Below are 20,843 nucleotides of genomic sequence, written 5' to 3' on the forward strand. Positions count from 1 at the left end.
AAGAATGAGGAATGAACAGTGAAGAATTAAATGAACTCATCGGGCAAGGCTATACGCCCTACGCCGTGATGAAAGGAGCCAAGAACATGGTGAAGCTGAGTGACAACCGCGATATCGTGACCGACCGGGAAGACAGAGGCATCGAGGTGGTGCCCAAGGGCGAGAAGAACCCCATCAAGTTCATGCCGCGAGGAAGTGAAAACAACATGCCTTACCTGGTTATGAAGCGCATCGGCACCAATGTGACCGTCGGGTCGAATGTGGAGTTCAAGACCAAGGTCATCTATGGGGACGGACTGCTAGTGTACCGTATGAACCGTGACGAACTGGGTAATATTCAGAAGAAGGAAGTGTTGCCGGACGATGAGCCCGAAATATTCGAATTCCTGCGGATGAACAACTACAACCACATCCGCATGGAGATAGCCAATGACCTGGCCATTTTCTACGACAGCTATGTGGAATACATCTTCAACCGTGATGACAACCCGAAAATTGTACAGATAAAATCGAAGGAAACCACCTGTTCACGTATCAGCGAGATAGACGAAAAGACCGGGAAGAGTGAATGGCACGGATACAGCGCAGAGTGGCACAAGGGGACGCCTACCGACCTGATAGCCACCCCGCTTTTGGACAGACAGGCACCGTTGCGCGATCTGATGACCCGCATGGGAAAGCTGCCCAATGACAACGGACTGAAGGTCGTCGGAAAACAACGGAGGTTTATCCACAATATCCAGATGAACACGCCCGGACGGTTCTACTACGGTCGGCCTTACTGGTGGAGCATCTTCGCCAGCGGCTGGTATGACTTCTCCAGCGCGATACCGGTGCTGAAGAAGTCGCTCATCAAGAACCAAATGTCGCTCCGCTACCTGGTCTATATAAAGGACACTTTCTGGACTGAGCTGTACGCCAAGCATAAGGCGGTGGACGAAAAGAAGCAGGTTGAACTGCGGGAAGCCTTTCTGAAGGAAATGAATGACTACCTGACCGGGGAGGAGAACGCCGGGAAGAGTTTCGTCAGCCATTTCCGCTACGACCGTGTGAAGGGTACGGAAGACAAGGATATCATCATCACCCCGTTGCAGTCGGCACCGGATGGCGGAGAGTATATAGAGGATTCGGAGGAGACCAGCAATACCCTGAGCTACGGCATGGGTGTGCACCCCAGCATCATCGGCTCAAGCCCCGGCAAGAACAAAAGCATCAACGGCACGGAGGCCCGCGAGCTCTTCATCATCACTCAGGCACTGAACAAGACATTTCAGGAAGCAACCTTGGAACCCCTCTATGTGGTGAAGGAACTGAACGGCTGGCCCAAAGACATTTATTTCAGTGTGACCAACTGCCAGCTCACAACCCTCGACAAGGGCACGGGAGCAGTGAAGAATACGGGTATCAAGCCGGAGAATGAAGAATAAGAAAGCTACGAGTGACAAGCTACTAGCTACGAGCGATGAGCTACGAGTGAATGAAACAGCCAAAACGAATGCTTATGAACTTATTGATTACAGACATTGAACAGTTACGGGAGACGGTGAAGATGAACGCCGTTGTGCCTTTTGAGTCCGTCCGGCCATTTATCCAGGACGCGACCGACATCTATATCGAGCCGAATATCGGGGAGGCTACACTGGCCAAGGCTGAAGCCGACGAAACCCTGAAGGAAAAGATCTGCCGCGCACTCGGCCCGCTGGCCGTATCACTGGCCACCGACGAACTGGGCATCCAGTACGGTGACGCGGGCATCACCGTGCAGAACAAGCAGGGTGAACGTTCGCCGGCCAGTGACGCCAAGATTGCTGCGGCCAAGGCCAATCTCTACTACCGTGGCATGCAGGCTCTCGACCGATTGCTGTCCTATCTGGCCGCCCATGCCGATGAATACCCCGAGTATATCGAGCATCAGGGACAAATAACGCCAGGCGGTTGCCTGATACGCAGTGCCCGCCAGTACCAGGACGAAGGGCTGGTAGGCATCGATTACTCCACCTTGAGCTACCGGGCCATGCTGCCCGTTCTGCTCCAGCTACAGGTGCGCAATGTCGCCGAAATGCTGGGCGAGAAGCTGTACACCCGTGTGATTAGCGGCGAGCCAGACGATTTGCGCCTGCTGTGCGTGCGCTATATGGCGGCCAAGTGTGCCGAGCTGCACACCTCGCAGACCGGACGCGAGCAGCGACTGAACGGGAACCAACCAGAATTTACACCGATTATCCGGCCATTGTATGAGGATCTGGAGATGACGGGAAATTACTATGGCTCACAGGCGACCTACTACGCCGGAAAGATTGAAGCCTGGAAGGGCGAGCATCCCGATGAAACGGGCGAAGCGAGCGAGGGCGGTGTGATGCACTGGAACGACAAGGACAAAAAGATATTCACCTCAATCAGCTGAATCATGCATACCATTCAAATCAACGACGACACCTATCAAGTACCGTCCTCTTGGGACGGACTCACACGGAAACAACTGGAGTACCTGGCACGCATCTCACAAGGTAACCAGCCAGTGGAGCAACTGAAGATCCTGATGCTGCTCTACTGTCTGGGCGCCCGGATGAAACGCCCGCCCAAGCTGCAGGGCGTCAAGCCCGACAAGGTGGTGGGCATCCAATCAAACCGATACGCCGTGCGTATCCGCCGGAAGGTTTATCGGCTGATGGTTGATGAGGTGATAACCATGTCCAACCTCTTCGATTGGTTGCTGCGGCTTGTCAAGGGCAAGTATCAGAACACCTATTGCATCTGCCCCGGCCTGACCGTGAACCCGTATCCCCGCCTGCGCATCCGTCTGTGCCGCTTCACCGGCCCCGATGATTGCCTCTTCGATATCACCTTCGAGCAGTTCATGTACCTGCAGACCTATCTGGATGCTGCGGCTGCCGACCCGCAGAAGCTGGAGTACGCCCTGGCCTGCCTGTGGCACACGGGGCGGACGTTTGACATCGCCCGCCTGGAGCGCGATGCCCGCCGCTTGCGCCGCCTGTCGGCCACCCGAAAGATGGTGATGTACTGGTTCATCCTGGGCAGTATGGAATGCTGGGCAGCCAGCTATCCTCGTGTGTTTGGCGGTAGCGGTGGTGGAAAGGTTGTCGGCAACGTTTTCGACGGCCAGCTCCGCCTGTTAGACTCGCTGGCCCAGCACGACATGACCAAGAAAGACAGCGTGCGCAAGGGCCTTTTTGTCGATGCCCTGTATTCGATGGACGAGCAGCTGCGCATTCAGGAGGAGATGAAGGAAAAGATGCAGCCGAAAGTTTAGTCCTTCGTTAATAATATACAAATGTTTATTATTTATCAGATAGTCGCTTGGATAATACACAAATGTTTATTACCTTTGTCATGTCATCGAAAGATGATAGCGATGTTTCAAACCGATGAAGAGCCAAATGCTCGGGAGGAGTTGCTGGAGAACCTCCGCACCCTCTTCCGCTACGAAGCCACCCTGCTTGCTGACGGGTGGTATTCGGAAGCGGAATTTCAGCAGGCTGTGATAGATGCCATCAATGACTATCTTGACCGGACAAGCTGAAATGAAAGAAGCCCGGGGCTGCAATCCCGCAGCCCCGGTATCTTCTACATCGCAAGGCATCGCTTTTTTGTGTAGAAACAAAATTCATCTCGATATGAAAGCTGAGGTAAAATCACTGATTGACCAGTTTGTGGCAAACATCCCCCACGGGAATACCGAAGAAGGGCGCAAGGAGTCGGACAGGCTGCTGGCTGAAGCCATGTCGCTCACCGAAACGCCCGAAGAGAAGAAGGAAGCCGGAGCATACATGCGTGAAGCCATGAAGAACCGGAACCGCAAGCGTACAGACTTGGACACACGCGCCATGCTCGACGACATCAGGCAGGCCGTGTCGATGGCCTACATCGCCGAAAAATATTTCGGGAAAAGCCGTGCCTGGATGAACCAGCGGATAAACAACACAAACGTAAACGGCAAGCCGACGGCTTTCACCAACGAAGAACTGAAGATATTGGCTGATTCTTTAAGCGACCTCTCAAGCCGCTTGTCAGCTCTTTCTCGGTCAATACATCGCAGCCTCTGACCCGGGCATCGGCGGCAAGGCCCTTCAGCAAGGCCGGACTGCCACAAATGAAAGGCGGAACCCTGAAAAGTTCCGCCTTTTTTATTTTTTCAACCAAAAACTATCTCTATCTTTGCTATCGCCAAAATAAAAACGCTTAACATGAACCCCTTACCTCAGTGTAACCCGTAGTCAATCGGGTTCAGGTTTTTAATCGTTTACCTGTTGGCGCACTGTAGTGAGGGGTTCGCCCTTGAATAAATGACTCATACGATTGTAGAGGACGATTTAGGTGCCAAGATGAAAAACACCATTCTATGCGACCTGTACAAGCTACCTGTAAGGAAACGCATTCAGAAAGACATCTTTGCCCCCTTGGATATTCATCTGCACAACGTTCAGTTATATACCTATAGGAAACAGCTGATTGCGGAAGGATTGATTCAAGAACATAACCCCACGGAGGACGACTGCGAGGTAGAAATCACCACGAAAGGATATGAAGCCATCCAGTTACATGGAAGCTATCAGGCTTATTGTACAGAGAAAAAGAAGCAGGCCCTTACTGAAAGAAGCCTGCAATATCTGAAGGAAAGGAACCTGAGGCTGAAGAACCTGAACATCATCGTAGGCCTTATCTCTTTCATAACAGGAAGCATAACAGGAATCCTGCTATCAGACCCGATACGAAACATCCTAAGACAATGGCTGGAAGGCGGCTGATGGAACGGTGAAGAATCTCAAAATCCTCGTCCATCCTCTCGCAGCGGTTCTCAAGTAACAATATACGTTCTTCGTTTGTCATACGGAAAGTATTATTTTTCACAAAGTTATTTCATTCATTTTGTACGAGCAAACTATCAGACAAACTTTTTAAAACTATAGCGTTATGAAATTCAAATTTTTAATGATTGCGCCAATCTTTGTATTGGTATCGTGTGCAACAGTAAATGTACCGGCTCCGAAGCAATATGCTGCCACTATCGACTACGCCTATCTGTCACAAAAAGGCATCTTCGTCTCTGAGTCTAACTCTGTAAGTTTCGACTATGAACCATTGGGTAGTATCTATGTCGAATGCACTGGTGGATGGGTGAAGAAAAAGCATAAGGAAGGCGATGTCATGGAAGACATCTACATGACTACCCTTGGAAGTGTGAAGTATCTGCCACCCACGATTGATGACGCTTATCAGTTGGTTCTCTCCGAAGTCAAGAAGTTACGAGCAAACGGTGTCATAAACTTGAAGATTAAAACGGTCAGTGAATATCAAAGCTTCTACGAAGTGTATGTAGATAAAATCATTATAACTGGAATGTGCATTCGGATGTAAAGGGATTATGTATCCTTTTATAATGGCGGAACCCTAAAAAGTTCCGCTTTTTTATTGCTATCTTGAAAACTATCCCTATATTTGCAGTGCGTAACATTTGATACAGGCGACGAACGTTCGCCAACCGATTGCCGTTGGCATTTTTTATGCCTATCGGTTAACCATATAAGTTCCGACCCCCGTGTGGAGTGCTTAATGGCCTCCCAGCCTGTATCAGGTGTTACGCAGCGGGAAAGCGGAACTTTCTTTATATAGGTAAGTTTCTTAATTTTTTGGGTACTGAAAGGGTCGCTTTCCCGTATTATTAACCTATTTGTTTCATTTAATTGCGTAACAAAATGAAAAAAGAACTGACCCTCGGCACGCCTGCCGTGCCTGCTCACCTCACGAATAAGGCGAGCAAAATCCGAGAACTGCTCAACAGGGCACTCCCCGCAGACTCCCAAATCAAGACCGCCCGAGATGCCTGGTATCTGGGCGCCATCTGTGCGCTGACCGTGACCTTCATCTTCCCGCCCGCCGTACTGGCGCTGGCGTATTGTGTCATCAAAGCGAAGAAGGGAGGCAGGAAATGAGCGAGACAACCGTGAACCTGACACCCGAGGTCGTGGAAACCATCTACGACCTTCAGCAAAGAGACTATGCCTCCTTACATGTCGATGTACTTCAACGAGTACTGACAGGCATCATCCGTGACGACATGGGCAGCGATGAGGAGCGTCTGAAACTGGCCGGAGAAGTGCTGTATCTGCAAGACACCATGCGCTGCTTCGTCCTGCAGGAGGAAGGAGGTGCCCAATGACCCGCGTCGAAGCCCTTAACCTGCTGACCGTGCTAACCTCTGCGACTGCCTCGGAAGAAGAGAAACGAATAGCCGCCCTGCGATTGAAAGAACTGATTTGTCTGCTATTGCCGGACGAATAACCTATACAGAAGAATGTCCTTTATAGCCCGCCAAGTGCGGGCTATTTTTGTATCCGTAACCAACCATTTGTGCAGTTATGGAATACAACCACTTCGCCTATTGCGAGAGACTGGCCCGGCATCTGAAGGCCGTAGCCCACACCGATTCTAGGCCCCGGTTCTTCACCGCTTTCGGGCTGGAAGACCTCTACAACTTTGAAGACCGTCTGTCCGGCGTCACCGGAACGGTGATGATCGCCGTGGACGGACAGGAAAGCGAGTCGGCAGACAACAGAGCCGACGCCCTGAGCGACAACGACACCTACAGCATCATCCTGGCCCGCAACACCCAGCGGGACAAACCACAGACCATCAACGAAGCCGTGGCCGCCTGCAAGCAGCTGGCCAAGCAGGTGAGGAACTTCCTGCTTGCCGACCCCGATTTGACCTACACGCAAACCATCGACCGCAATACCAGCATCAACGGCATCGGGCCCATCGGCGACGGCTTCTATGGCGTGGTACTCACCTATCGCATCATCAGCTACAATTCGTTTATGGTTGAACCCGAATACTGGCATGAATGAAGAACGAAGAATGAAGAATTATGGGACTGTACAAACGATTGAATGAAAACCGGGAGGAACTCCGACGGTACAATGCGGCGAGACGGCGTGCGGAGCGGTTGGCCGGAGCTGACTCCAGCCGACTGATACGTCTCGAGACCATCAGCGAAACCGAACGGTTTGAGATGGCGAAGGATACAGACCGGTTGACGGCTTTCAATAAGGCTGTGGAGCGTTGGGCCGACCAAGTAACCAGCCAACTTAGGGCGACCGTATCCTCTCGCAGCCTCCGCATCGCCCGTGAACTCCATCCAAACCTGTACACAGACAAGTACGGAATTGTCAACCGTATCGGATTCAGTTTCCCCAGACATGGAATCTACATCCACAAAGGTGCCGGGCGTGGGCAAGGTGGATGGCTCGGTTCAAAATGGGAAAAAATCAAGAAAATAAATGGTGTCGAAGTCAGTACAGGCATTGTCAGACACACAGACCCTTCGTCACTCGGGAAGCAGGACAGCGGGAACCGACGAGCATTCCGCTGGTTCGACCCTGTTGTGAAAAGCCGCCTCGGTGAACTCGAGAGCATTGTACTGGAATACTTTGACACTATGATATTGGACGCAACACGCATTTATATCGAAAAATGATATGGCAAACGATTTAAACCGAAGTATCAAGATCTATATTGACGGCAGCGAAGCCCAGCAGGGCATCGCCAAGGTAGAAGCTGCCGTGCAAAAGCTGGAAGCCAAGTTGGCCAGCCTGAACAAAGGCGAAGCCGACTATGAGGCGAAAAGCAAGGAATTGCAGAAGGAACTGTATGCCAAAACCCGGACGCTGGAGACCTACCGCAAGAAGGTCAAAGAGACCGACCGTGTGCTGAAGAACCTCTCCGGCGCCACCTATCAGGAGTTGCTGGCCGTGCAGAAGCAGGTACGAAAGGACTTGCAGAATGCGGTGCCCGGCACAGAGAAGTATAACGCTGCACTGGAGCAGAACCGTCGTGTCAGCCTGCAGGTGGCCGCCGCCCAGAAGGCCATGCGGGTGGAGGTAGGCTCACAGGGTAACGTATGGTTGCGAGCCAACGATTTCATCAATAAGTATATCGGCATCATTGGTGCTGCCATTGCCGCCGTCACCGGCCTCACGCTGAAGCTGAACCAGCTGCGGGAGGCGCGGAACAAGCGCGAAGAAGCCAAAGCCGATGTGCAGGCCCTGACAGGTCTGGACGAGGAAAGCATCGCATGGCTGGAGCAGCAGGCCAAGCGTCTGTCCACCTCGATGGACGAGAACGGCATCCGCATCCGCCAGTCGGCCACGGAGATACTCGATGCCTACAAGCTGGTAGGTTCGGCCAAGCCTGAACTGCTGCAGGACAAGGAGGCATTGAACGCCGTCACACAGCAAACATTGATTCTCGCACAGGCCAGCGGCATGACACTGAAGGATGCCGTTGATGCCGTCACCCTTTCGTTGAACCAGTTCGGCGACGGTGCCGACCAAGCTGCCCGATACGCCAATGTAATGGCGGCAGGTTCGAAATACGGCTCCGCCGCTGTGGAGTCCGTCACCAAGTCGTTGCGCAACAGCGGTGTGGCCGCCGCATCGGCCAACGTCAGCATCGAGCAGACGGTGGGCATGATTGAAACACTGGCCGAGAAGGGTATCAAGGACGAAGTGGCCGGTACCGGACTGAAGAAGTTCTTCCTCACCCTGCAGACGGGAGCCGACGAAACCAATCCGAAGATCGTCGGGTTGGAGACGGCACTGGACAACCTGGCCGCCAAGCAGCTGAACGCAACCAAGATTAAGGAAATGTTCGGCGAGGAAGGCTACAACGTGGCCAGCGTGCTCATCAACGAAACGGAGAAGGTGAAGTATTACACACAGGCCGTCACCGGTACCGGTGTCGCCATCGAGCAGGCCGGAATCAAGAGCCAGACAGCGGCTGCCAAGCTCGACCAGGCGAAAAACAAGATGCAGGAGATGGGCATCGCCTTGATGGAAAAGCTGAACCCCGGACTGGTGAGCGCAGCCAACGGCATTGTGAACTGGACGCAGAAGGGGGTCAAGCTGGTGGACTTTATCGTGCGGCACATCGGTGTGATTACAACGCTGACGGCTTCGATTGCTTCGTACTATGCAGGTGTCAAGATAGCCACTTTGTGGGAAACCAAACTGAAGGACGCCAAACTGGCCACGCTCGCTGTTGACAAACTGCAGGCCGTTTGGAATAAAACTCTGTTGTCAGGAACCCTGCTGCTGTCATCGGCCAAGTATGCCTTGACCGGAAATATCAAGCTGGCTGCAGCAGCCTGGAAGCAGTTCTCTGCCTTGATATCGAAGAGCCCGCTCGGGTTGATTCTGTCTATAGTAACCGCTGTCGGCGTCGGATTGTACCAGCTGTCAAAGCGAAGCGACGAAGCAACAGACAGTTTGTCACGCATGAACGGCGAACTGATCAGCGAGCAGCATTCGCTGGATTCGCTGTTCGGAGCCTTGAAACGAACGGCTGTGGGGTCGCAGCAGCGGCGGGACCTCATCCAGCAGATTAACGACAAATACGGTACCTACCTGCCCAACCTGTTGACGGAAAAAAGTAACCTCGATGAAATCAATGAGGCCTACAAGCGCATCAACCGAACGCTGGTCACCCAACTGGCCATGAAATACAAGAACGAGGAAATCGGCAACATTACCAGCGAGGCGGCCAAGACGCAGGTTGAAGTGATTGAAGGCATGCGTCAGGACTTGGTGAAGAGCCTTGGAAGTAACGAACTGGCTACGGTCGCCATCAACGAGGTAAAACAGATAACGAATGAATTTTATGCAGCTGGCTCCAAGTGGGAAAAAGCATTCGGGCAAGCCTGGCACACCATCAAGGCAAAGTATCTGGGCAAAAACTCCATCGCCAAAGGCTTCAGTGAAGATATGGCGGACTACATTCAGAGCGTCTATGACATGAACCGCAAGCTGGCCAAGGTCGAAAACAAGTACGCCAGCTGGATGCCCGGGAAACCGGCCAACGAACTATCGGAAGTGACTGTGACCGGGAATGCGCCGAAGAAGAGCGGTGCTTCGTCGGTCGATGAGAAGGAAGCCGAGAAGCAGCGGCGCGCCGCCCTGGAACGTGAAAAGGTTTTGTACGAACAGGCGCAGGCGGAAATTACCCGTATCTACGCCGAAGGGAAGGATGCTGAACTACAAACCGAACAGCAGTACAACGACCGTTTGCTGGCCGAGAAGAAGAAGTATCTGCAACGGGTGATGGAAGTATCCGGACGCGGAACCAAGGAAGCCGCCGATGCGGAGAAGCAGCTGGCAGACATCCAGCTGCAGGAGCGTCAAGAATCCATCAAGCGCGCTGTAGAGGAAGAGAACCGAATTTATGCCGAACAGCAGCGGCAACTGAAGGAAGCGTATATAAATGGGAAAGATGAAGAAGTGAAAAATCACCAGCAATATCTGAATGCTAAGGAAATGCTGGAGGTAAATCATTTGAAACGCATGTTGGAGATAGCGGGATTGGATGAAGAAGCCCGTAAAGAAATAGAAGATCGGTTGCTTGAGTATAAGATAAAATGTCAGAAAGAGTTTGAGGATTATATAAATAGAAATAAAGAGAAGGATGAGAAAGACCGTGATGAAGAAGACGAAGAACTTGCAGAAGAGATTCGAGAAAAAGAATTAAAATATAAACAAATGTTCTCCCGTGTGAAAGGCTATGCCGACGAGTTCGGCAATGCTCTGGGAGAAGTCATCAGCGGACAGAAGTCGGCCATGGAAGCCTTGGGAGATGCCACCATCGACATTATCTACGATGTGCTGAACCATATGATTAATGCCTGGTTGTCCGAGTTGGCCGGCAAGGCGGCAGCCGCTACAGCTGAGGGAAGTATGACGGAAATCGGCACAAAGGGTGTCGCCGGTATCGCCACATCCGCAGTTGTCGCAGCGACAGTCAGCGGTTTGTTGGCGGCCGCCCGCACAGCACTGAAGGGCTTGATAGGCAACCGTAACGGTGGAAGCAGCACCAGTAGCGGAGAAAGTGGTACCACTTATCAACGTGTGGCCAGTGTCAACCAATATGCAAGTGGTCGATATAACGTTATCGGGGCATCGGACGGAAGAACTTATTCCGGTGTACCCTATATCGGGCCTGCACCGACAGGCATTGTCAGCAGTCCGGCATTGATCTCGGAACGTGGGTCTGAGCTGATAGTGAATGCCGACGACTTGCGTCGGCTACAGAAGCACATCAATTATCCGCTGGTCGTGCAAGCCATCAACGAAAGTCGTGGACGTGTCACCCAATATGCGCAGGGGAATTATCGCATCCCCAACACGTCTGCACCGACACGACCTACACCAGTACCATCCGGAATGAATGATGGTCTGATTGAAAGGCTGGCTGTAGCCATTGAGAATCTGGAAAGAAACGGTGTGTCCGCTTCTGTCGCTCTGACCGAACTCGATCGGAAACAGCAGCTACGCGACAGAAGCCGTAAACTTGGAAGTAAATGATTGTTGAGCTATGAAGATAACGAATACCAAGACAGGAAAGGCTTATCAGCTGAAGCCAGGCACACAGATAGAGATTGAGCGGCCCAACCTTTTTTTCAACGAGTGGGGCGAGCAAACGACGCCCATCGAGTTGCCAGATACCGACGTTAACCGTGAATTGTGCGGTTATCCCGACATGCTGGGCAATGTGCAGCGGCCACGTGCTGACATCGAATGTACCGTGCAGGATGGGCATTTCAGCCAGCCCGCTCGCCAAGCTATCTTGGGGGCGAAGCGAAAGGATAGCATTACTACGACTCTCTATTTGAATGAAGGATCATTTCTCGCGCAGGTTGATGAGACCCTAGTGAGCGATGTCTTTGATGAAGAGACCATCCCCGGTGTAACCACCGTCGAGCAGGCGATTGAGTTCTGCCGTCAGTTGGCGAAGAAAACAAGTTCTTATCTGGACCGATTCGGAATCTTCCCCGTGCTCCTTGCTTCTGAAGAGACAGATGAGGATGGAAACACAATCTACAAGTGGCTCAACAGATACGGCGAAGAAAGCGAATCCGGCGGATGGAATGAATCGAATTATAATGATCCGTCGAATTTCGATTTCTACAACGCCGTTGATCGTACGGAGAAGTCGGGTGAGGATACAATTGAGCTGTCCGCCGGTTATTATATCAGCCCATTCCTGAAGGCGAATTACCTGCTGAAACGTATCCTTCAGTATTTCGGCTATGAGTTGCAGGAGAATTTTTTCACGAAAACCGCCCCATTCCCTGATATGGTATTTGTCAACAACTGTTGCGACGCATTAGTGAACGGAGTTATTCGTTTGTCTGATTTGGTGCCTGAATGTACATGCGGTGATATCTTGAATGTATTCCGAAAAAAATTCTGCTGCGAATTTATCACCGACGAAGCTGCGAGGACGGTGAAAATCGTACTATTCAATGAAGTGATCGACAAAGAAGCATCAGCGAATCTATCAGGGTATCTCACCAGTCATTTGCAGATTGAGCCGCCTGAAGCCTACAAACGTATCACCCTGAAATCGGAGGAAGCCACTGAAGGGGATGTGGAGACCGATAACCCCGACACACTCGAAGGTATGATAGCCACTTATAAGTTTGTCGGTACCAAGGAAGTGAATGGAAGCTACCAGCGAATTGGCTACAAGATTATCTGTCAGCCTGGGCGTGTACGTGTACTTGTTAAGACAATTTGGGATCAGATTTCAGACAGCACCATGGGGTACGATAGTGGTGAGAGTCTGGAAGCAGAAGAAATCACCATACCCGACTGTATGCCAGCTCTTCGTAACCCTAATGTAACTATGCCCAATGATCGAAGCAGAGGTCGAGAGGTGTACGTACTCTATATAGGAGGCGGAAAATTCACGAATTCCAACCTGTCTGTCGAGGGCATCGAAACAGAATCCAATGTAGAAGTACAATCGAATGATGAGCCAACCAAAATCATATTAGCTTTTGCCGCTTATGTGAATGGAGTACCCGTAGGTACAACAGCTGCATACGCGCAAGACGATTATAACCAATCGCTCCGACTTGGCGATTATTCTCTTCATTATGTGGGATACAACGGCATTTATGAAAAGTTCTGGCGTCGGATGGATGAACTCTATCGGAATTCGCTCCTGCAGGTCACGGCAGAATTGAAGCTACCTGATCATTTGAAGAACAGCCTGCCAGCTTGTATGCCTGTTGTCATCAGCGGGCAGCGTTTGATGATTGATGTACTACATTATACATTAGGCGGCCATGATGAACCAGTTGAATCCACATTTTTAACGACTCGGAATTACGAGCCGATATCTGTGGCTAAGAATACAGCTGATTATGACATATATCGTGGTAGTGACTACACTTGGTCCGTGCAGACGGCCTATACAGAGATCAGCAAGCAGGAATATGATGCTGCCCCAAAAAAGGGAGCAATAACCATCTACCCGGAAGCGCCGTCTGAGAAGTTCGCCGACGGGCAGAAACACTACATGCGCGTTTCGTATATGCCAGATGTGATGCCTTATCCGCATGTCTATTGCCGGGTGGAAGCGTGGTTGATCTGCACTAAACGATATAATTAACTTGTCCTTTCGGCCGCCGACGAAGTGTGATACCTTCGCTGCAAAACAGATAACTTATGACTATACTTCAACAACCCGATGCGCTGTCACTGTCGATGAACCTGAAGAAGTTCATTATCAGCTCGGATGCGCAGATTTCTTTCGTCCTGAAGAAAGGAACGGAAGAAGTCCTGTCGCAGCGGTATGATCCTGACAGTCAGGGACGCATCGAGATAGATATGCGCGATGTCGTACATGCACAACTTTCTTTCGATTTTCGAGGCAGTGCGGTACGCACTTATGAGCAAACCAATCTGCACGCCGAGTTCACCGCGGAGATTGACGGACAAACAGTCAACTTCCATGCAGTGCGTGGCGGTGTGGACAACCTGGCAGACACGGCCACGAACTTTCTGACGCAAAACTGGCTCACCTGGCAGCCGACTGTGAAGCCTGTGACCTATTACACGCCGGAGTTCCTGACCTACTACGCACCGGTCGCCGGTGTCGTGAAGTTGCGCGGATACTTTGTCGGCGACGACGGACAGGTGACATCGCAGAAGGACATCGAGCTGTGTAGTGTGGAAGCCGGGAAGGCGTACACCATCCCTGTTGAATACCAGGTAGTCGTCAGTCTGCTGTATCCGGACGGTAAGCCGGGCTACTATGATGTGTGGGTCGAGAACGCAAGCGGTGAACGGTTGACATATATCCAGCGATACTACGCCGACGCCATGCGCTCCATCAGCGAGGACTGGGTACTCTTCGAGAATTCACTAGGCGGTGTAGACTGCTTCAGAGCATACGGAAAGACGAACCTTGAAGCTGATCACACGCATAACCTGGCCGAAGTGGATGAAATGAGCGAAGAGTATCGGGTCGATACGGAGCGGAAGTACGAGAAGAATACCGGGCATCTGACCAAGGATGAAGCCCGATGGTTGCTTGACTTCTTCCCGTCACAGAAGAAGTACATCTATGTAGGTAGCTACCTTCGTCAGATTGTCGTCGTGGAGAGCAATGTCACCGGCAACCTGCGTGAGTTACCGACGAACTATACTTTCACTTATAAGTATGCCGATGCCAGGCCCCTGCTTAATCTGCCCCGAACTGACGTTCCGGCTGACATGCTGGACATCACCATCCCTGAAGTAGGAAATTTTACGATACCCCCTCGGCTGGCTGAGGTGCCACGTCTTCCCCTGTCCGAGGGGGATTTGTTTCCTGTCCAAAACCCGTATAGTGAGACCTGGTCCACGACAACTGCCGGAGCTCTCGCAGAAGTAGTCGGCCAACTGCTGGCCGCTGCCGCCGGAACAGGTGGCGGCGTCGGGCATACGCACAAGAATATTGACCTGCTGAACCTGTTGTCGTATGTCGAAGAGTATCTGCTGGTGAATGGGAAGAAGATTAAGGCTGGTTATGCGGATACAGCTGGTGATATTTCAAGTAATAGGTACATCCGAAAGGACCAGCCCGACGGAACCAAATTCCAACTCACCATCGGCGAGTTCATCGACTCGATGATCGCCGGGAAAGGAATTGGACTATTCCCTGACGGACGTATGCAGGCGGACAGAGTGGAGGTCAGAGGGTCAATGACCGTCAAGGAGCTGCTCTTCAACCGGTGGTTTGCCCAAGAAGGCAATGTTGTGTTCTCCGAAGCGGGTACCATCGAACGTATCGAGAAACTTGATGACGGTACTTGGGATCTGTATCTGCGTCGGCGATGGGAAGAAGACATTACGGCATTTGCCGAAAACGATGTGTCCTATGGCTCCATCAATTCGCTGCTGTCAGACGGTGCCTATTACGACAGCTGGTTCCGCGTGCTGAATGTCATGCAGGCAGAGAACAAGTTGAATGTGGTGCTGTATCCAGACGACGAAGTTCCTGGGGGCAAGAATTACGAGCCAGCTGTCGGCATGACCATCACACGACGAGGCAATCCGGTGAATGAAGAGCGACAGGGCTTCTGGTACATATCCAGCTACGAGTTCTGCATCTGTTACCTTGATGGAGTGACGAAACCGATACTTGAGGAATCGAACTATGGCATCATCATCGGTCGTCTGAAAAGGCTGGAGCTGTTCACGAACCTTCCCATCAACTACTTGCACAGCTACGTGTATTGCCGTGGTATTGTCGTACAAGACATTCTTCGCGTCGACTACAAGGGTGTCATCCCGCAACAGGCCAACGACCGTGGCGAATGGAGTACCGAGGTGGCCGCTTCCGATGAACCCTATCAGGCGGCTCATGTCGTAGATACAGGAAGCGGACAGGTGAACCTGTATGATGCGGTCTGGCACTATGGCTGCAAGTGGATGTGTCTGGTTACCGGTACCACCGATGAGCCCAGATATGGATGCGTAGGCTGGGCAATGATTGAAGGCAATCCGGCCTTCACCATCGAGATAGACAGCAGCAACGGCTGGTACTTCGACTACGAGGCTATATCAGTGACCGACGAAGCGGGTCAGCCGGTCGTGTTCACAACCCTGCAGGTGGTCGGTACTCTGTACAATCAGGACGTGACCGCCGACATACTTGATGCAGATGTGAGCTGGACGCGCGACACGGGCGATGTAGCCGAAGACAACGCCTGGGCGGTGAAGCGGGCGGATGCCGGCAAGCAGCTGACGCTGACACTCGACGACCTGGGCACCAACTACCAAAGCCGGACAAGCTGTAAGTTCAAGGCCACTGCCTTGCTGCGTGACGGCAAACAAGTGGAGATAGCAGAAAATTATGTGACATTCTAACTGATACAATATGGACTTAGCAAAAAAACAACGGAAAATCGAGGTGAACTACAAGCCCCTGAAGACCTCCGCCAGCATGGAAGTGGTCGGCAGCGTGGCCGACCGGCAGTTCTACAACGCCGTCACAGGAGAGTTCGCCCCCGACTATACGCTGACGCCATTGACACTCTTCCCGAGGTGTACGGCGACCGACCCGGACAATTACACCAAGTCAGGTACCATCAATTCGGCACTGACGAACATCCGATGGTACGAGAACCTGCGCGGTACCCGAAAGGAAATAACTAGTGGCAACACGGACTACACCATCGTCACCAGCGGCGACAACAAGGGGCAGATATCGGTCAAGAAGAACTCTTCGGTACTGACACCTATCACGCTGGAGTTCTCGGCTGATTATCTGGACACCCGTACGAATCAGGTGTTCCAGTACAAGCTGACGACCGTCATCATCGTATCTGACGCCACCGACGCGCAGCCTGTACTGACTATCGACTCAGCGGCGACCGTGGACTGGAATCCTGTCCGTGACGTGCTCCAGCAGACCATAACCGCCAAGCTGATGGCCGGAGACACCGATGTAACGACCAAGGCCGGTGCCACCTTTTTCTGGTATAGGAAGCTCGACAACGGCAATCTGGAGCAGATTGTTGACGGCAATGGTGACAATGACTGGGAGGTGGTGTCTGTGAACAAGAATGTGCTGGTCATCGACCGTGACTTCATCGGAGAACTGCAGACCTATGTATGCCGGGCGCATTACAACACTGGAGGAACACAAGCATCTGCTCCGGTGTCAGCAGACCCCACGGCAACAACCACCATCCGGCGCCGCATCCCCAAAGTGGAATGTGACTGGAAGGGCGTCACCTGCGGAGTACCCGGCGGCACAATGTATATCCTGCCAATCGGTTTCATCCGTGACAGCATGGGCGTGATACCCAACCCGGAAGAGTGGTTCAAGTTCGTGTGGTACACCAAAGCGGCCGGAGCGGCATCGTTCACCCGTGCGGCCATCGGCATCCAGCCGAAGGTGCCATTCGCCGACGGCATGATGCTTGAGCTTCGTGTCGAGGACAAAGGGCCGCAGGCACTGGTGGTGGATGACGACGACACGAATGTATTTATTACGCTGGACGACGACACACCGCTCTACCAGCGTATGTACGAAGAGACTTATTAATCCAAGAAAGGAGGCAATAATGGCATTCTATGTAAAAGTGACAAAAGAAGTGGCCGATTATCTCGGTGTGACAGATATCCGCAACAAAACGGCGGACGGGAATGTGCTGCTGTGGCAGGCGGATCTGAACCGCATACCGGGCGAAACTATTTTTGAGCGTGCTCAATCAGTCGGAGGTGTATGCCTGCAGCCTATACAGGCGAAGGCTGAAATTGACGGTACCGACACACCGGCAGAAGTCTATACGCCTGATCAGTACAAACCTGCAGCAGAGCAGTTACCTGCCGGTGAAGAAGAGGAAGGAGGTGCCGTATGAGTCTGGCAACCGCAGTCGGTCAGGTCATCTTCTCACAAAAGTCAGGCGTGTACATGCCGGCCATCATGTGCAATAAAGGTGACCTGTATCAGGAATACAATGGAGACAGCAGTAATCCGGTAGATATCTCGCCGGACTTCACGACCCTTCAGCCGATTCTTTCATTCGTACTAACCTCGAGCCGTGTGGCCGAAGGGCTGGTGGTGCCCTCGTCGATGAAGTGGTATTTCAACGATACGGAGCTGACGTTTGGAAGCAACAAGATATCGACGAACAGCTTCAGCGGAGAGACCGGTCACTTCGAGTTCATCAACTATCAGGCAGGCGTGCAGAACTACTATGCGCTGCGCATCAAGAAGAACCTGGTCAAGGCAGCCGGAGCAGCTCCCTGTACCATCAAGGGAGAGGCGACCGTGACCGTTGGAAACACGTCTGACAAAATTCAGTATGTATATACAATACCAATCACCTACGGCGTTGGCAACTCCAAGCGAGTGACCATACAGGCAGGTGACAACAAGTACTTCACCCTGACCACACAGGGCGACAGCTGTAAGTTGAAGGCGGTGGCCCGTGTCGGTTCGGATGAAATCACTTCCGGCTTGACATACAAATGGTACAAGTTGTCCAACGGTGCCTGGAGCGTTATCAGTGGACAGACCGGGCAGACATTGACGGTCACAACAGACATGGTAGACACTTCGGGTCAGTTCAAGGCCGAAGTCTATCAGAGCGGAGTGATGATCGGCATGGACGTGCAGACAGTGATGGATGTGTCCGACCCGCTGGACATCATTCTAAACCCGGTACCGGAGGATGAAACCATACGTAATGAAGAGGACACAGTGGTTTATACGCCAACCCTTGTCAAGCGTGGCAGCACAACGAAGTACAAGGACATGCGCTTCTACTTCACATTCATGGACTCGGCCGGTGTGGTGCTCAACCCATCCACAGCCAACACGGCTGCAGCCAGCGGTACCTGCACGTATGCCATGTGTGACCAGGCGGGAGGTAATGTATCGGTTGTAATCACGACGGAGGAATGATATGACACTGGCATCGAGAACATCGGAAGTGAGATTTGTCAAGAAAGGTGACAAGGGAGCAAAGTTAAGGATGCGCGACTGGAAAACGGGTGTATCCTATCTGTGCGGCAATCAGGGTGAGGATTTCTACGACGTTGTGTTCTACAACACCAAACTGTATCTGTGTATCAAGTCACACACTTCTTCGAGCGCCAACAACCCGCAGACCTCTGTATCCGGCAATCTTGGCTTCTGGGCCTTGGCAACAGACTGGCAATTCGTAGCCACCAAGCTGCTGCTAGCCGAGAAAATCACAGCTGACCAGATTGATGCCGACGGCATTACGGCCAAGGATGTTAACCTCACCGGAACCATCTATGCTGATAGCGGTTACTTTCGAGGGATAATTGAAACCGCTGCAAGTGGAAAGTGCATCGTGATAGATCCGTCAAAGAACAGCCTGCAAATGTATGACAGCAAACAACAATCTCTGTTGAAGATGGGTTTCTACGAAGACGGTACATGGGGTGATACCTGTGCGCAGATCTACATGTACAGATATTATTCTTCAGATTCATCGTATCAGATATACGGTGTCATACAGGCTGACAGCATCAGTATGGTTAGCGGTACCGATGAAATCAAAATAAGCCCGGTAACAGGTTTCAGGGTTGGACGGTCGTCGTCGGACAACATACGTATCTATAAGTCTGGTATATCCGTCAGGTCAGGCTCAAGAACATACAGCGGAAGGTCAGTCTCATTCAATTTGGGAACAGGACTGGGTACGCTTCGGTTTATTAACGGAATATTAGTCGAATAACATGAAGAAAATTGATTTTGGAAAAATGAAAATCTATTCAGGTATCGCCAAGCGAACCTGTGTAGTCAAGGACATGCGTGAAGATTTCGCGGATGTTCTGTGCAGCAAGGCTGCTGGTGTGGCAGCGTTGGTTCTTGCTCAGAAGATTTATAAATCTGATGAGGATACAGAATATGACGATAGAGAAGTTGAACTTATGAAGGCTGTTGCCATGACTTGCACACCAGACTTCATGATTTCTTTCTTTACCGCGATTGGAGAAGAACTTAATCTTGACAACATTTAAAAATTAGAATTATGATACAAAAGAAAAAATTCAGCGACGCCATTGCGGCTAATATATCAGTTGTGGGAGAACTTATAGGATTGGCTACTAAAGATAAATCTGGACTTATTCCATCAGGTGGATATATAAGGGCTGATTTAGAAGATGACAAGTGGTATTGTCTTTTTGAAACCGAGAATAGAGCTGCTAATGTTGTTAAGGTACAATCTATGTCATACCAAAATCAAATACCTGTAGACGTTACAATTAGATTTTATGTTTACGATGGGGGAAAAAAATTTGAATATAAAATTAATGGCTCTACTACCAGTAGTGATTTTGAAACAAAAATGAAATATAAGTATGATGGCGGGAAGTATAAAGTTTGGATAAAATCAGGATATATTTCAGCACAATTCCTTAACATGGATGGATTAACAAATGTGCTTGTATTAAATGATCCTGATTCAGATGCCATAGATATGGTTGGAGAATAATAATCCACACCATGTACTCTTTTTCATACGGGTGGGAGGACTACTATACTCCACTGAAGCTTATCCTTTTATGGATAGGGGGGCGTTACCTGAAGGAACAGACCTTAACACTGTCAAAGTATCCGGTATATACAGGACAAATGGAGGGAATAATTTCCCAGATACTGAAGATGATTTTCCTTTGACTTTTTCGATACTTAAAATCTATCAAAGTGGATATGCATTGGTTCAAGAGATAACGAATGTCAATTATAGCCACATTAATCATTTCTATATAAGAGTGAGTCAAGATGAAGGTAACACTTGGTATTCGTGGAAAAAAATATTATAAGATTCCACCCAGACCTTTCGTGACAAACAATGTTATGTTTTGTCCGGGTGGGAGGACTTGCTAAGCCTACAATATTTGATAATGGATATTTATATAATGTAGATGCAGACGAAATTTTAGATTCAGGTTCTTATTATTTAGGTGAAAATATACTGAATGCCAATTCGTATTCTTATCTTATTGTTTTCA

The 20,843-nt window shown here is 50.9% G+C and carries 21 protein-coding genes; all 21 read left to right on the forward strand.

All coding sequences use genetic code 11. The features are described from left to right. Positions 1-11: 11 nt before the first annotated feature. Entirely contained in the window at positions 12-1,427 is a 1,416-nt protein-coding gene (locus BQ8005_RS05545; protein WP_075317359.1) for a hypothetical protein, read from the forward strand. A 74-nt stretch (positions 1,428-1,501) separates the two neighbouring features. Further along, positions 1,502-2,404 carry a DUF6712 family protein gene (locus tag BQ8005_RS05550; protein ID WP_075317360.1) on the forward strand — a complete coding sequence of 301 codons (903 nt, stop codon included), beginning with the start codon at positions 1,502-1,504 and terminating at the stop codon, positions 2,402-2,404. A 3-nt stretch (positions 2,405-2,407) separates the two neighbouring features. Beyond that, the gene (locus BQ8005_RS05555; protein WP_075317361.1) at positions 2,408-3,271 is read left to right on the forward strand and encodes a hypothetical protein; all 864 of its coding nucleotides are present in this window, start codon (positions 2,408-2,410) and stop codon (positions 3,269-3,271) included. A 102-nt stretch (positions 3,272-3,373) separates the two neighbouring features. After that, a complete protein-coding gene (locus BQ8005_RS17365) occupies positions 3,374-3,541 on the forward strand; it encodes a hypothetical protein (RefSeq protein WP_159436216.1) in 168 nt (55 codons plus the stop codon). A 94-nt stretch (positions 3,542-3,635) separates the two neighbouring features. Continuing rightward, the gene (locus BQ8005_RS05560) at positions 3,636-4,064 is read left to right on the forward strand and encodes a DUF5053 domain-containing protein (protein WP_075317362.1); all 429 of its coding nucleotides are present in this window, start codon (positions 3,636-3,638) and stop codon (positions 4,062-4,064) included. Positions 4,065-4,304: 240 nt separating this feature from the next. Further along, a complete protein-coding gene (locus tag BQ8005_RS05565; RefSeq protein WP_075317363.1) occupies positions 4,305-4,766 on the forward strand; it encodes a hypothetical protein in 462 nt (153 codons plus the stop codon). A 166-nt stretch (positions 4,767-4,932) separates the two neighbouring features. Next, positions 4,933-5,376: a hypothetical protein gene (locus BQ8005_RS05570; RefSeq protein WP_075317364.1), complete on the forward strand. Its 444-nt coding sequence runs from the start codon at positions 4,933-4,935 to the stop codon at positions 5,374-5,376. 338 nt (positions 5,377-5,714) lie between these two features. Next, on the forward strand, positions 5,715-5,951 hold the full coding sequence (locus BQ8005_RS05575; RefSeq protein ID WP_075317365.1) for a hypothetical protein: 237 nt from the start codon (positions 5,715-5,717) through the stop codon (positions 5,949-5,951). Beyond that, on the forward strand, positions 5,948-6,178 hold the full coding sequence (locus BQ8005_RS05580; RefSeq protein WP_075317366.1) for a hypothetical protein: 231 nt from the start codon (positions 5,948-5,950) through the stop codon (positions 6,176-6,178). The genes BQ8005_RS05575 and BQ8005_RS05580 overlap by 4 nt, the downstream gene beginning before the upstream one ends. Further along, positions 6,175-6,300, forward strand: a complete 126-nt coding sequence (locus BQ8005_RS17790) for a hypothetical protein (RefSeq protein ID WP_262484387.1) — start codon at positions 6,175-6,177, stop codon at positions 6,298-6,300. Before BQ8005_RS05580 ends, BQ8005_RS17790 begins: the two co-directional genes overlap by 4 nt. Before the next feature lie 77 nt (positions 6,301-6,377). Further along, the gene (locus tag BQ8005_RS05585; protein WP_075317367.1) at positions 6,378-6,866 is read left to right on the forward strand and encodes a hypothetical protein; all 489 of its coding nucleotides are present in this window, start codon (positions 6,378-6,380) and stop codon (positions 6,864-6,866) included. A gap of 20 nt (positions 6,867-6,886) precedes the next feature. Then, positions 6,887-7,495, forward strand: a complete 609-nt coding sequence (locus BQ8005_RS05590; RefSeq protein WP_075317368.1) for a hypothetical protein — start codon at positions 6,887-6,889, stop codon at positions 7,493-7,495. Between the two features lies 1 nt (position 7,496). Then, a complete protein-coding gene (locus BQ8005_RS05595; RefSeq protein WP_075317369.1) occupies positions 7,497-11,372 on the forward strand; it encodes a phage tail tape measure protein in 3,876 nt (1,291 codons plus the stop codon). Positions 11,373-11,382: 10 nt separating this feature from the next. After that, a complete protein-coding gene (locus BQ8005_RS05600; protein WP_075317370.1) occupies positions 11,383-13,467 on the forward strand; it encodes a hypothetical protein in 2,085 nt (694 codons plus the stop codon). Between the two features lie 56 nt (positions 13,468-13,523). Next, on the forward strand, positions 13,524-16,211 hold the full coding sequence (locus BQ8005_RS05605) for a hypothetical protein (protein WP_075317371.1): 2,688 nt from the start codon (positions 13,524-13,526) through the stop codon (positions 16,209-16,211). A gap of 10 nt (positions 16,212-16,221) precedes the next feature. Beyond that, positions 16,222-17,394 (forward strand): hypothetical protein, encoded by a 1,173-nt coding sequence (locus tag BQ8005_RS05610; RefSeq protein WP_075317372.1) that lies wholly within the window; start codon positions 16,222-16,224, stop codon positions 17,392-17,394. A gap of 19 nt (positions 17,395-17,413) precedes the next feature. Beyond that, positions 17,414-17,710, forward strand: coding sequence for a hypothetical protein (locus tag BQ8005_RS05615; protein ID WP_234984006.1), 297 nt, complete (start codon positions 17,414-17,416; stop codon positions 17,708-17,710). Next, complete coding sequence (locus tag BQ8005_RS05620) at positions 17,707-18,759, forward strand: hypothetical protein (RefSeq protein WP_075317373.1); 1,053 nt, start codon at positions 17,707-17,709, stop codon at positions 18,757-18,759. The genes BQ8005_RS05615 and BQ8005_RS05620 overlap by 4 nt, the downstream gene beginning before the upstream one ends. A 1-nt stretch (position 18,760) precedes the next feature. Further along, a complete protein-coding gene (locus tag BQ8005_RS05625; protein WP_159436217.1) occupies positions 18,761-19,561 on the forward strand; it encodes a hypothetical protein in 801 nt (266 codons plus the stop codon). A 1-nt stretch (position 19,562) separates the two neighbouring features. After that, entirely contained in the window at positions 19,563-19,847 is a 285-nt protein-coding gene (locus BQ8005_RS05630) for a hypothetical protein (protein ID WP_075317375.1), read from the forward strand. Positions 19,848-19,858: 11 nt separating this feature from the next. After that, positions 19,859-20,323, forward strand: a complete 465-nt coding sequence (locus tag BQ8005_RS05635) for a hypothetical protein (protein WP_075317376.1) — start codon at positions 19,859-19,861, stop codon at positions 20,321-20,323. Positions 20,324-20,843: the final 520 nt, after the last annotated feature.

It is taken from the genome of Bacteroides togonis, from assembly GCF_900130135.1.
GTDB lineage: Bacteria > Bacteroidota > Bacteroidia > Bacteroidales > Bacteroidaceae > Bacteroides > Bacteroides pullorum.

What these genes read in the sequence shown, in the direction of transcription:
- BQ8005_RS05545 (WP_075317359.1), top strand. Translation starts at nt 12, where the DNA reads ATGAACAGTGAAGAATTAAATGAACTCATCGGGCAAGGCTATACGCCC.
- BQ8005_RS05550 (WP_075317360.1), top strand. Translation starts at nt 1,502, where the DNA reads ATGAACTTATTGATTACAGACATTGAACAGTTACGGGAGACGGTGAAG.
- BQ8005_RS05555 (WP_075317361.1), top strand. Translation starts at nt 2,408, where the DNA reads ATGCATACCATTCAAATCAACGACGACACCTATCAAGTACCGTCCTCT.
- BQ8005_RS17365 (WP_159436216.1), top strand. Translation starts at nt 3,374, where the DNA reads ATGTTTCAAACCGATGAAGAGCCAAATGCTCGGGAGGAGTTGCTGGAG.
- BQ8005_RS05560 (WP_075317362.1), top strand. Translation starts at nt 3,636, where the DNA reads ATGAAAGCTGAGGTAAAATCACTGATTGACCAGTTTGTGGCAAACATC.
- BQ8005_RS05565 (WP_075317363.1), top strand. Translation starts at nt 4,305, where the DNA reads ATGACTCATACGATTGTAGAGGACGATTTAGGTGCCAAGATGAAAAAC.
- BQ8005_RS05570 (WP_075317364.1), top strand. Translation starts at nt 4,933, where the DNA reads ATGAAATTCAAATTTTTAATGATTGCGCCAATCTTTGTATTGGTATCG.
- BQ8005_RS05575 (WP_075317365.1), top strand. Translation starts at nt 5,715, where the DNA reads ATGAAAAAAGAACTGACCCTCGGCACGCCTGCCGTGCCTGCTCACCTC.
- BQ8005_RS05580 (WP_075317366.1), top strand. Translation starts at nt 5,948, where the DNA reads ATGAGCGAGACAACCGTGAACCTGACACCCGAGGTCGTGGAAACCATC.
- BQ8005_RS17790 (WP_262484387.1), top strand. Translation starts at nt 6,175, where the DNA reads ATGACCCGCGTCGAAGCCCTTAACCTGCTGACCGTGCTAACCTCTGCG.
- BQ8005_RS05585 (WP_075317367.1), top strand. Translation starts at nt 6,378, where the DNA reads ATGGAATACAACCACTTCGCCTATTGCGAGAGACTGGCCCGGCATCTG.
- BQ8005_RS05590 (WP_075317368.1), top strand. Translation starts at nt 6,887, where the DNA reads ATGGGACTGTACAAACGATTGAATGAAAACCGGGAGGAACTCCGACGG.
- BQ8005_RS05595 (WP_075317369.1), top strand. Translation starts at nt 7,497, where the DNA reads ATGGCAAACGATTTAAACCGAAGTATCAAGATCTATATTGACGGCAGC.
- BQ8005_RS05600 (WP_075317370.1), top strand. Translation starts at nt 11,383, where the DNA reads ATGAAGATAACGAATACCAAGACAGGAAAGGCTTATCAGCTGAAGCCA.
- BQ8005_RS05605 (WP_075317371.1), top strand. Translation starts at nt 13,524, where the DNA reads ATGACTATACTTCAACAACCCGATGCGCTGTCACTGTCGATGAACCTG.
- BQ8005_RS05610 (WP_075317372.1), top strand. Translation starts at nt 16,222, where the DNA reads ATGGACTTAGCAAAAAAACAACGGAAAATCGAGGTGAACTACAAGCCC.
- BQ8005_RS05615 (WP_234984006.1), top strand. Translation starts at nt 17,414, where the DNA reads ATGGCATTCTATGTAAAAGTGACAAAAGAAGTGGCCGATTATCTCGGT.
- BQ8005_RS05620 (WP_075317373.1), top strand. Translation starts at nt 17,707, where the DNA reads ATGAGTCTGGCAACCGCAGTCGGTCAGGTCATCTTCTCACAAAAGTCA.
- BQ8005_RS05625 (WP_159436217.1), top strand. Translation starts at nt 18,761, where the DNA reads ATGACACTGGCATCGAGAACATCGGAAGTGAGATTTGTCAAGAAAGGT.
- BQ8005_RS05630 (WP_075317375.1), top strand. Translation starts at nt 19,563, where the DNA reads ATGAAGAAAATTGATTTTGGAAAAATGAAAATCTATTCAGGTATCGCC.
- BQ8005_RS05635 (WP_075317376.1), top strand. Translation starts at nt 19,859, where the DNA reads ATGATACAAAAGAAAAAATTCAGCGACGCCATTGCGGCTAATATATCA.